The 11,753-nt window shown below is 62.6% G+C and carries 9 protein-coding genes and 1 pseudogene; all 10 read left to right on the forward strand.

Features of this window, described 5'->3' with window-relative positions; genetic code table 11:
- Nucleotides 1–929 precede the first annotated feature (929 nt).
- The 10 genes and pseudogenes from QFZ33_RS11825 (at nt 930) to QFZ33_RS11875 (ending at nt 11,716) form a co-directional block, all read left to right on the forward strand.
- Complete coding sequence (locus tag QFZ33_RS11825) at nt 930–1,634, forward strand: TetR/AcrR family transcriptional regulator (protein ID WP_307027677.1); 705 nt, start codon at nt 930–932, stop codon at nt 1,632–1,634.
- Between the two features lie 128 nt (nt 1,635–1,762).
- The gene (locus QFZ33_RS11830) at nt 1,763–3,019 is read left to right on the forward strand and encodes an acyl-CoA dehydrogenase family protein (RefSeq protein ID WP_307027679.1); all 1,257 of its coding nucleotides are present in this window, start codon (nt 1,763–1,765) and stop codon (nt 3,017–3,019) included.
- Between the two features lie 79 nt (nt 3,020–3,098).
- Entirely contained in the window at nt 3,099–4,301 is a 1,203-nt protein-coding gene (locus tag QFZ33_RS11835) for an acetyl-CoA C-acetyltransferase (protein WP_307027681.1), read from the forward strand.
- A complete protein-coding gene (locus QFZ33_RS11840) occupies nt 4,298–6,424 on the forward strand; it encodes a 3-hydroxyacyl-CoA dehydrogenase NAD-binding domain-containing protein (protein ID WP_307027683.1) in 2,127 nt (708 codons plus the stop codon). Before QFZ33_RS11835 ends, QFZ33_RS11840 begins: the two co-directional genes overlap by 4 nt.
- Nucleotides 6,421–7,395 carry a quinone oxidoreductase family protein gene (locus tag QFZ33_RS11845; protein ID WP_307027685.1) on the forward strand — a complete coding sequence of 325 codons (975 nt, stop codon included), beginning with the start codon at nt 6,421–6,423 and terminating at the stop codon, nt 7,393–7,395. Before QFZ33_RS11840 ends, QFZ33_RS11845 begins: the two co-directional genes overlap by 4 nt.
- Nucleotides 7,396–7,614: 219 nt before the next feature.
- A pseudogene (locus QFZ33_RS11850) lies at nt 7,615–7,863 on the forward strand (FCD domain-containing protein); the annotation flags it as partial.
- Nucleotides 7,864–7,953: 90 nt separating this feature from the next.
- A complete protein-coding gene (locus QFZ33_RS11855) occupies nt 7,954–8,844 on the forward strand; it encodes an enoyl-CoA hydratase/isomerase family protein (protein ID WP_307027687.1) in 891 nt (296 codons plus the stop codon).
- 17 nt (nt 8,845–8,861) lie between these two features.
- Nucleotides 8,862–9,704, forward strand: coding sequence for an SDR family oxidoreductase (locus tag QFZ33_RS11860; protein WP_307027689.1), 843 nt, complete (start codon nt 8,862–8,864; stop codon nt 9,702–9,704).
- A gap of 452 nt (nt 9,705–10,156) precedes the next feature.
- The gene (locus QFZ33_RS11870; protein ID WP_307027691.1) at nt 10,157–11,077 is read left to right on the forward strand and encodes an alpha/beta hydrolase; all 921 of its coding nucleotides are present in this window, start codon (nt 10,157–10,159) and stop codon (nt 11,075–11,077) included.
- Nucleotides 11,078–11,122: 45 nt separating this feature from the next.
- Nucleotides 11,123–11,716 (forward strand): CGNR zinc finger domain-containing protein, encoded by a 594-nt coding sequence (locus QFZ33_RS11875; protein ID WP_307027693.1) that lies wholly within the window; start codon nt 11,123–11,125, stop codon nt 11,714–11,716.
- Nucleotides 11,717–11,753 lie beyond the last annotated feature (37 nt).

The raw sequence follows: 11,753 nt of genomic DNA on the forward strand, positions 1-11,753 counted from the left end.
CAATATTCGGGCCGTTGTTGGCCCAACTCATTCACGCCAGTGTGCACTTTGCATGCGGACGAGGGAACGAACGGGGCTTTCGGCGAGAACCAGCCCTACTGCCAGCGAGAAGTGTAGAGCGAAGCAGTTCAGGAACTGGTTCCGGCCGCCGACAGAGCCCCTGGGACCGGCGTTGTCGATCAGGAGAAGGCAACCGAAGTTGCTGAACACCTCATGTCAGATGTACACCGGGGGGCTCCGTACGCTCTCCAGCGAGATGAACGCATACAACCCGGCGAGCTTTCGCAACGGTTCAGTCTGGCCGCATGACAGCGCCATTGCTGCAGCAGGACTGATGGGATAGGGCTTCGTCGAAAAACGCAGGAGCTCTCGTACACGATGCTGGAGGCCGCAGACTTACTTCGCAGGTCGACTGCCCGAGTTGTTCTGCCGGCTGGACCGCGCGAACTATCCAGGGCCAGTCCCTTACCCCGCTTCATGCTCCCGGCAGGCTTGGGCCTCCGCTGCACCGCGTGCATCTGATCAGAGTGCTGCTCCGATTTAACCCCATACTTATCTGGAATGAGTTGTGGCCTGCTCCCGCTCTGCCACCGGGTACCCGCCGGTTGGAACTCCGTCCGTCACTGACGCTGGGAGGTGTGCATGCATACTGCAAGTGGAGGACGCGCCGGCCCCGATCCAGACCGAACGCCCGGTCACGACCATCACCGAAATGTACAGCAGGATAGCGCAGCCCGCGGGCCGGCGAGGCCGCCCAGATTAATCGAAATAAACCGCGCTGCCGGAATCTGCCGTCCTCACAATGATCTAAGCCTTTCCCCGTGACGATTCATGTCGAGATGCTCTCGAAAGTGTTGGGCGTGCCCCATTTATTTCTGCTCTAGACCACTGGTGAGAGTTGAACACGTTCCCGTGCTAGATTCACGCCCATGCTCAAGAACCCAGCAGCCCAAAATCCCGGCCCGGCACTTGCTGCCGCCCTCGAACTGCTGATCCGGCAGGGCTACAATTCGACCCCGGTGGAAGAACTGGCGGATGCGGCCGGCGTCAGCCGAAGCACGTTCTTCCGTAAATTCGGCTCTAAGGAGGACATGGTCTTCGCCGACCACGAGCGCCTCCTGGCCCGAGTCGAGGCCGACCTTGCCTCCGCGACGGGGGATCCGCTCACTGCGGTGGTAGACGCTGCGCTGATCGTCTTCGATCAGTATGTCCGCAACCGCGAGACATCCCTGCTCCGGAACCGCCTGCTGCACCAAGAGCAGACCCTGCGGGACCGCGAGCTGGTGACCACGCACCGCTACGAGCGGTCGTTCCGTCGGCACCTGCAGTCTGCCCTTCCCGAAGCGGGCCAGGAGTATGGCGCCGTGGCCTTCGCCGCGGCCGTGGTGGCTGTCCACAACAGGGCGCTGCGCCAGTGGCTGCAGGAGGCCGAAGCAGGTTTCAATGACCGCCTGGACCACGAATTTACTTCCAGGCTCGGCCGCGAGCTGCGGTCCTTGGTGAGCATTTTCCGGCCCTCCCTGCTCCCTTCGGCAGTCCTGGAACAGGTACGCCCTGCTGTCATCGTCACCGTCCTGGATCCGGGGACAGGCACCGACCAGATCCTCGACGCCGTCCGGGAGGCCTTGAGGTGACACATAAATGGGGATGGAACTTAGTCTCTTGACGTGAGACCCAGTGTCAGGCATTCTTGATTCCACGTGGGCCCGCCACGACTTCCCGCCTCTGTGGAAGACCTTTGGAAATCTCTAAGGACTGCCCGATGACAATCTTGGTCCCCGCTTCCGTGCCCGGCACCACCGACGTACCCGAAGGCTTTCCCGCCGGCACCATTGAACCCTCCTACCTCCTGACGGAGGCCCTGGACCCAGATCCAGCTGGCGTGTTCGACAGCCTCAGCACGGTGGACCGGGCATACCAGAACCGGGCACGGGGGTTTGTCCAGGATGACGTGCTGCAGGTGATTGCCGGGTATTGGGAACGAGGTGAATACCCGCTGCACCTGCTCAAGCGGCTGGGCGAGCTTGATCTCTTGCGCGACGGCGTGCAGGTGGAGGGCTTTGCCCCAATGTCTACGATGGCCGCGGGCCTGGTGAACATGGAGATCAGCCGCGGCGATGGCTCCATGGGCACCGTCGTCGCCGTGCAGGGCGGCCTGGCGCTGCGTTCGGTGGCGATGTGCGGCTCCGAGGAACAGAAGCGGCGGCTGCTTCCGGCCCTGGCCCGCGGCGAGGAGTACGGCGCCTTCGCGTTGACTGAACCTACGCATGGGTCCGACTCAGTGGCACTGGAAACCACCGCCAGGGCAACGGCTGGCGGTTTCCTGCTTAACGGCGAAAAGAAATGGATCGGTAACGGCTCCATCGGGGGCACCACAGTGGTCTGGGCCCGTGCAGAGGACGGCCAAGTGCATGGCTATCTCGTGCCCCAGGACTCCCCGGGCTACTGTGCGACAACCATCGAAGGAAAGTCGTCCCTCCGGGCCATCTGGCAGGCACATCTCCGGCTGGAGAACGTCTTTGTCCCGGCCGAAAATGTTCTGCCGGGCGCCAACTCCTTCAAAGACACCACCCGGGTGTTGCTGGCTACCCGGCTCGGTGTGGCCTGGTCCGCCGTCGGTCACGCTACGGCTTGCTACGAGACTGCCGTGCAGTACGCGGCGCAACGCACCCAGTTCGGCCGCCCCCTGGCCGCCTCACAGATCGTTCAGGAACGCTTGGCCAGAATGCTCTCCGAACTGGCCACCATGCAGCTGATGGTGGTCCAGATGACCCGCCTGGAAGAAGCCGGGAACCTGACCCCGGTGCAGGCCTCGCTGGCAAAATACACCTGCACCCGAACGGCACGTTCGGTCGCCGCCAACGCCCGCGATCTGCTCGGCGGCAACGGCATCCTGCTCGCCAACCGCGTCGCCCGGCACATGGCCGACATCGAGGCAATCCACACCTACGAGGGCACCGAAACCGTCCAGGCCCTCATCATCGGGCGCTCCATCACCGGCACCTCCGCGTTCAACTAATACCGCGCCCCTGCGCATCGGGATCCGCATCATTTCCCTTTGCCATCTCATTTTCCGAAGTTTCCCCGAAAGGCCCACCATGAACTCAGACAGCAGGACACCAGTCATTCTCGGCGGGGCACGCACCCCATTCGGCCGCTTCCGTGGCGCCCTATCCCCCTTGTCCGCCAGCGACCTCGGCTCCCACGCCATCCGCGCGGCCCTGGAACGTGCAGCGGTGGCCGCCGAACAGATCGAGGCCGTGGTCGTTGGGCAGGTCATCCAGGCGGGGGCAGGACAGGGCCCTGCCCGGCAGTCCAGCCTCGGCGCCGGGATCGGCTGGGACGTGCCAACTGTCACCGTCAACAAATTGTGCCTCTCCGGGCTGACTGCTGTCATTGATGCCGCCCGCATGATTCGGGCGGGCGAGGCTGACTTTGTGGTCGCAGCCGGCCAGGAATCCATGACCAATGCCCCGCACCTGGTCAAAGGGCTGCGCGCCGGCGTCGCCATCGGGGACTCTCCCATGGTCGACTCGCTCAACCACGACGGGCTGCAGGATCCGTTCAGCGGCGACCTGATGGGTGCCGCCACCGACGCCGGCAACGCCACCCGCGGCATCAGCCGTGAGGAGCAGGACCAGGTCGCCTCCCGCTCACACCAGCGTGCGGAAGCCGCCCGCGCCGCCGGGATCTTCGAGACGGAAATCGCGCCCCTCACCATCCCCCAGCGCAAAGGCCCCGCCCTGACGGTCAGCGCGGACGAGGGCGTCCGTCCCGACACGACGCCCGAAACCCTGGCGGGGCTCAGGCCCGCCTTCTCTACGGCGGAGAACGCGACCATCACCGCAGGTTCCTCCTCACCACTCTCCGACGGAGCCGCCGCCCTCGTCATCGCCAGCAAGGCCGTGGCCGAAGCTGCCGGACTGACGTGGATCGCCGAGATCGGCGCGCATGGCCAGACGGCCGGGCCCGACGGTTACCTTCATTCCCAGCCCTCCCGGGCCATCGAAGCCGCCCTCAAACGTGAAGGCTTGACCGTCGACGATCTGGACTTCATTGAAATCAACGAGGCCTTCGCCTCAGTGGTTATCCAATCGGCCAACGACCTGGGAATAGACACGGACCGCATCAACGCCGACGGCGGAGCCATCGCCCTCGGACATCCGGTCGGCGCCTCCGGCGCCCGGCTCGTACTCCACCAAGCACTCGCCCTTCACCGCGCGGGAGACGGAACAGGCGTCGTTGCCCTCTGCGGCGGCGGCGGACAAGGCGACGCATTGATCCTCAAGGCAGCCCAATGAGGGCCGCAACTACAGGCGCTCCGGCGGGCAGCGTCAGCACTACATATTCGTCCTTGGAAGAAATCCAACTCCCCGGGGTGGGCACCTTCGCCCTGATCACGCTGACTGGACGCGACCGCAAACCGGCCACCTTCAGCCCTGAGTCACTGAACGAACTCGGCACACTCCTGCAGCGCGTTGCCGATCGTGCGGCGGCTGGTGAATTTGTCGGCGTCGGCATCACCGGGCAGGGCAGGATTTTTGTTGCCGGCGCCGACCTGACCGCCATGCGGGACCTCACCGATGCGGGCGCAGCACGGGAGATCGCCGCTCTTGGCCACGAGGTCTTCGGTGTCCTCGCCGAGATGACGGTGCCAACCTTCGCGTTTATCAACGGTGCAGCCATTGGTGGAGGCCTGGAAATAGCCCTCGCCGCCGACCACCGCACCGTCTCGTCCGCCGCGAACGGAATCGCTTTGCCCGAGGCGTATCTGGGCCTCGTCCCCGGATGGGGCGGGGTGTACCGGCTGCCGCGGCTGATCGGCCCCCGCAACGCGGTCAAGGTCATGATTGAGAACGCGCTCAGCAACAACAGAACCCTTAGCGGCACGGCCGCCCATGACCTGGGGATCGCCGACACTGTATGTGGCTCAACCGATTTCCTGGCCGAGTCCCTGGCCTGGGCGGGCTCGATCATCGCCAACGACCGTCAGATCCTCACTGCAGTGGCAGCCCGGCGGACCGAAAAAGACCACGCCGCCGACGTCGATTGGGACACTGCCCTGGGTGCGGGCCATGCCTTCCTAGCGGCGCGTAACACGGGCACCCCGGCCCCCTTGCGTGTGCTGGAACTGCTGGAACGCGGCCGAACCCTGAGCCAGGCCGAATCCGCCGAACTGGAGATCCATGCGCTCACCGAACTGATCCTGACGCCGCAATTCAAGAATTCGGTGTACGCACTCCTGGATCTGCTCCAGCGCCGGTCCAAGCATCCCTCCGGGGCACCTGATCCGGATCTCGCACGCCCCGTACGGAAGGTCGGCGTCGTCGGGGCGGGCCTGATGGCCAGCCAGTTGGCGCTCCTTTTCGCCCAGCAGCGGAAAATGCCGGTGGTCATGAGCGATATCGATCAGGCCCGTGTGGACAAAGGAATCGCCTATGTCCACGCCGAAGTGGACAAGCTCGTCTCCAGGAAACAAATCTCTGCCGACGAGGCCACGCGCACCAAGGCACTGGTCACCGGCTCGGTCACCAAGGACGTCTTCGCAGACGCTGACTTTGTCATCGAAGCTGTCTTCGAGGAACTCGCTGTCAAGAAACAGGTCTTCGCCGAAGTCGAAGCCATCGTCTCGGACGACTGCATCCTCGCCACCAACACCTCCTCCCTGTCCGTGTCGGACATGGCGGCGGAGCTGCAGCACCCCGAACGGGTGATCGGTTTTCATTTCTTCAACCCCGTAGCCTCCATGCCTTTGGTGGAAATCGTCGCCGCATCCACCACCAGCAACACAGTCCTTGCCACAGCGTTAGCCCTTGGGCGGAGCCTGAAGAAGACTGCTGTGCTGACGCAGGATGCCACCGCCTTTGTAGCCAACCGCTTGCTCCTGCGGCTGATGGGTGAAGTCGTCCGTGCCTTCGACGAGGGCACCCCCGCCGAAACCGCCGACAATGCGCTGAAACCCATGGGACTGCCGATGACGCCATTCACCCTCCTGGCGATGATCGGCATTCCGGTGGCCCAGCATGTTACCGAATCCCTGAATGCAGCCTTCGGTGACAGGTTCCCGGTCTCGGCGAACCAGCAGAAGCTCATTGACCGGGGGATCAAGGGGATCTGGGCCACCGACGAGGACGGCCTCCCTTACGTGCCGCAGTCCACGCTGGACGTGTTGGAGTTCGGCACGTCACCGATCACCTCTGGAGAACTCTTGGAACGCGTGCAACTCGCGTTGGCGGAGGAGATTCGGCTCCTTCTGTCTGAAGGAGTTGTTGACGCACCCGAAGACGTTGACCTGTGCATGATCACCGGCGCCGGCTGGCCGCTGCATCTGGGCGGTATCACGCCGTACTTGGACCGGACGGGCGCCTCCGAAAGAGTGAACGGTCGTTTGTTTCACCCAAAGGAAGATGGAGAGAACCAGTGAGAGCAGCAGTCATACGTAGTTGGGGCGGTGCAGAAGAATTTTCCGTCGAAACAGTGCCCGATCCGGAGCCCGGACCCGGCGAGGTAATCGTCGAACTTCACGCCAGCGCCTTAAACTGGCACGACGTCCTCGTCCGGCAAACCGGCCGGGGGTTCACAACCCCCAGCATTCTCGGCATCGACGGCGCCGGAATCCGCCAGGATACGGGAGAGAAGACTGTCATCTTCCCAGGGCTGAATTGGGGAAAGAATGCGGCAGCGCCCGGAAAGGATTTCTCCATCCTCGGTGACAGCACAAACGGAACCTACGCCCAACTTGTTGCAGTTCCCGTCGAAAACCTATTCCCCATGCCCCAACACCTCTCGTGGACTGAGGCGGCGGCGCTTCCTTGTGCGGGGCTTACCGCGTACCGGGCACTCTTTATGCGGGCTGGGTTGCAGCCAGGTGAGACCGTGTTGGTCATTGGCGCCGGCAGCGGCGTCTCGACGTTCGCCATCATGTTCGCTGCCGCCGCCGAAGCCCGTGTGCTGGCGACGTCATCGAGTCAGGACAAGCTCGACTCTGTCCGTGCCATCGGTGTGGATCAGGGATTTCTCTACACAGACCCCGACTGGATCCAGCAGGTACTCGAAGCCACCGGCGGCGGCGTGGACGTCATCATCAACGGTGCCGGCGCCAACCTGCGCGATTCCATTGCATGTCTGAAGCCAGGGGGACGGATTGCCGTGTTCGGCGCATCTGCAGGAAGCACAGCGACGATCGATATTCCGGACCTCTATTGGGGCCAGGTATCGGTTCTCGGTACGACACTCGGAAGCCCGGATGATTTCGGACACATGCTCGAGATGATCGACAAGTACCAGATCCGCCCGCTAATCGACTCCGTCTATCCCCTGGCGGAAATTGTTGAGGCACACCGCCATCTCGAATCCAGAAAACATCTCGGAAAGCTCGTACTGAGCCTCAGATAAGACGCTCCAGGCCGTGGACGCAAGCACAGATGGCACGTGTACTCCGGGCCTGCTGGTGGCCGTAGCCGCAGATCTGGGGCCGGTCGTGGGTAACGCCGCCCCACTGATCACTTTGCGGGAGCGGGGTCCATTAGGAGGAGCTAGCGGTTCTTGGTGCACGTCGGCGGGGGAGAGGTTCCGCACGGCCAGTTCTTTAGCCCGGGATCTCACCCGGGGTCAGTTGACGCCGCGATCTCTAATGCGTACTTGGTGCAAGCCATGCGCGGCCTACGTGTGCATCTGGTCCGCGTTCGCAGACTTGCATCCGATGACACCGATCGTTTGACTGCCGCTGCGGCCGAGCATGCTGCCATCGCTGAGGCTATCGCCCAACGAAACCCGCGACTTGCTCATGCCGCTACCACGCTGCATCTGCACCGCAGTCTTTCACACACTAAAAGCCACTCATCGAGGGGAAATCATGGTTAAGGAACACCACGTCCGCGTGTATAGGAGCGAGGAAAACCTGGCTCGCGAGGGCCAACTCGCTTACAAGATCGCTGCGGTGGCGGCTGATCCATGCACCACTACAAGAAGGAGCAACCGGTGGAACCCCGCTGGAACAAGACCGTGAGGACGGCGACGATGGTTGATTGCGGCGACTCGCCGGTTCTATTCAGCGTCGAGAACGGACTTGGGCGCATCACACTAAACCGGCCCGCACGGCTCAACGCGTTCAACACCACAATGGCGGAGGAATGGTCACGGGTCGCCCAAGAGGCAACGGCCCGCTCCGACGTGACAGCGGTCCTCATCCAAGCCACAGGTAACGCATTCTGCGCTGGCGGGGACGTTCTTGCGATGGCAGAGACCATGCGATCAGGCGCGGAGCTTCGTAACCTCGCGAGTACGATCAATGTTGGTGTCTTGGCTCTGATAAACGCGCCGATTCCTGTCATAGCGGCTGCCCAAGGCACAACAGCCGGCGGGGGTCTGGGGATCCTCCTTGCCACTGACTACGCAGTCGTCGCGACCAACTCCAAGCTAGGTGCGCTCTACGGAAAGATTGGCCTGACACCCGACCTTTCCGTCTCCGCTCACCTCGCACGGGCCGTGGGAGAGCGCCGTGCCTTGCAACTCGTTCTGAAGGACAGGCTCCTTTCTGCTCAGGAAGCACTGGATTGGGGGCTCGTCGCTGAGGTCGTCGCACCAGAGGACGTCAATGATCGGGCGTCCTCAATAGCATCCGCATGGATAGCGGGCGCAACCGGCGCCTATGGACAGGCCAAGCGATTGGTACGACAGTCAGCCGGAAGCAGCATCTTCGATCAGCTCGACGAAGAAGCGCGCACGATCGGAGCTGCGTTCGATACCAGGGAAGCCGCTGCTCTGATCGGTGCCTTCGCCGCACGATCTCTCCGCGTACGCTCGCACCAGTCAGACGCGAGCAGACCCAACCGACCTTATTAACCGAAGGAAAAGACGACATGTCCACCAACTCGACCCTCGCGGGAAGAACCATCCTAATGTCCGGCGGCAGCCGGGGGATCGGCCTGGCCATCGCCCTGCGGGCCGCCCGTGACGGAGCGAACATCGCACTACTGGCCAAGACCGCGGATCCACATCCAAAGCTCCCAGGCACGGTCTACACTGCCGCCACTGAGATTGAGAAGGCCGGCGGGCATGCCCTTCCGATCGTCGGCGATGTGCGGCATGACGATGATATTGCTCAATCCATCGATGCGACCAAACAAGCATTCGGCGGTATCGACATCGTCGTCAACAACGCATCCGTTATCGACTTGGCAGGCTCCGTTGATCTCGCCGGCAAGAAGTACGACCTGATGCAAGACGTCAACGTCCGGGGTACCTTCATGCTGTCGAGAGCTGCGCTCCCTTATCTGCGCAAATCCAGTAATCCCCATGTCCTGTCCCTCTCACCGCCGCTGAATCTGTCGCCTAAATGGCTCGGCGCCCACGTAGGCTATACGCTCGCGAAATACGGGATGACGATGGTGACTCTCGGTCTCGCCGCAGAATTTGACGCTGATGGAATCGCTGCCAACGCATTGTGGCCGAAAACGACGATTGCGACCGCTGCGGTGAAATTCGCACTCGGGGGTGAAGAAATGATGCGCACCAGCCGCACGCCGGAGATCTATGCTGACGCCGCCTATGAAGTACTAACGCGGCCGGCGAGAGAACAGACAGGACAAGCCCTGTTGGTTGAAGACGTACTTGCCGAGGCTGGCGTAACCGACTTCTCCGGCTACGCTGCGACACCCGGCACCCCGGAATCAGGGTTCACCGCTGACTTCTTTCTCGACTAGGGCGTGTCTCCTAAAGCTGTAAGCCAGATGCTGATGGCCCGGAGGACGGCTCCTCCACGGTAGGTGAGGGCGATTTGTCGTAGCGCGTTGCCAGGGCCCGCCACCGCTTGAAGACGTTGAAGTTCCGATCGACGACGTTCCTGCCCTTGTAAGTCCTCCTTGTTGAAGGCGGGAGGTCTGCCGCCGATGGATCCACGTCGTTTCCGGTGACCGATCTGGTCCTGGCTGCGGGATGACAGCCACGATGCCGCGGTCGCGCAGGTGTGTGCGGATCGCCTTGGATGAGTAGGCCTTGTCACCGCGGACACGGTCCGGGCGGGTTCGTGGCCTGCCCGGACCGGCGCGGTTGATCTTCAACTGTTCCATCAGGTGAGGGAACATCGCATCTCCACCTTGGCCGGGCGCGACCCGCCGCACCCAGGGCAAACTCGAATCAGGACACTTCCGCGCAAATGACTAAAATCCAGGATAAGTACACGATCGAACGGGTCGGCTTTCGTGCCGACGGCAACGTTGAGCTTCGGGGCAACCTCTACATTCCCACGACAGGTGATGGCCCGCATCCGGCACTGACGTTGTCTATGGGGTACGGAGGAGTCAAGGAACAGGGCGCCCTGCCTTATGCCGAAGCCTTCGCCAGCGCCGGTTTCGTCGTGCTCTTCCACGATCACCGGGGATTCGGAGAAAGCGGCGGAACACCCCGCCAGGACATCAACCCCTGGCAGCAAATCGAAGATTGGCGCAGGGCCATCACCTACCTTCAATCGCGGCCGGAAGTAGATCCGGAACGGATCGGCCTGTGGGGGTCAAGCTACTCGGGGGGCCACGCACTCGTCCTCGGCGCCACCGAACCCCGATTGAAGGCGATCGTCTCGCAAGTCCCTACGATCAGCGGCTATCAGCAAGGACTCCGGCGGGTGAGCCCGGACAAATTGGCAGCATTGGAGGCCTCATTCGCGGCCGATGACCGGGCACAACTCGCAGGCGAGGAACCGCACCGTATTGCCTTGGTCTCTGACGGGTCCGTCCCTGCAAGCTACACGGATCCGGAAGCCGTATCGTTCTACCTGCAACCAATCCCGGACGGGCTCTGGGAGAACAACGTCACCGTACGCTCAACGAGGGCGGCGCGGGCTTACGAACCAGGGATCTTCATAGGACGCATCTCACCGACCCCTCTTCTCATGATCGTCGGAGACAACGACCGGGTGACACCCACTGACCTGGCACTGGAGGCCTACCAGCGCGCCCTCCCACCTAAAGAGCTGCTGGTCTTCCCCGGAGGACACTTCGACGCCTACCTCGGAGAATTCGAAGCCACCTCCGCTGCAGCCCTGCAGTGGTTCACCAAGCACCTAATGCAGGACAAGTAGACTAAGGAGAAACACCTCAACATGCCCAAAGGATCCGGACGATACATGGCTTGGCCCGCTACAACCCGATACGGGCTGCCTGTTGCGCCCGGAAACCTCGGTCTTGTTCAGGACTTCCTCAACACCATTACAGAGGGAACGATAGCGCCCCCTGACCTGCTCGCCACCTTAAATGACGCACAGGAATGGGCCGACCAGGTGATTGAGCAGTGGATATCCGTCGACGATCTGGGCTGGGCGAAGACCCTGCCCAGGTTGACGGAGAACGACCGCAAAGCTTTGGTGGCTTTCAGGGACCAGCTGTTTGAGGGCCTCTTCGGTCACTCCCACTCCGAAACCGCCGGCGGACCCGCCCGGAAAAACCCTACGTACCATCCCGTGATGACGGTTTCCGCCGGAGGTATCGAGCTTTGGCCCGGCGGGGAGGGCTGGAAGTACTTCGAGACGGCGCTGCTGCTCATCTGCCACCAAGGCCAGCTCGAGGGCGTCCTGCGGCGCATGAAGTCATGCAAGAGCGATACGTGTGATGTCGTCTTCTACGACCGCTCCAACAACAACAGCGGCGTCTGGCATGACGTCAAGCTCTGCGGCAACCGCGCCAACGTCCGCGCCCACAGAGCACGCTCGGCAGTCAACTGAAGCACCAACGAGCCTGATCTCCGCCGTATACACTGAG

This window comes from Arthrobacter globiformis (genome assembly GCF_030815865.1).
Classification (GTDB): Bacteria; Actinomycetota; Actinomycetes; order Actinomycetales; family Micrococcaceae; genus Arthrobacter; species Arthrobacter globiformis_B.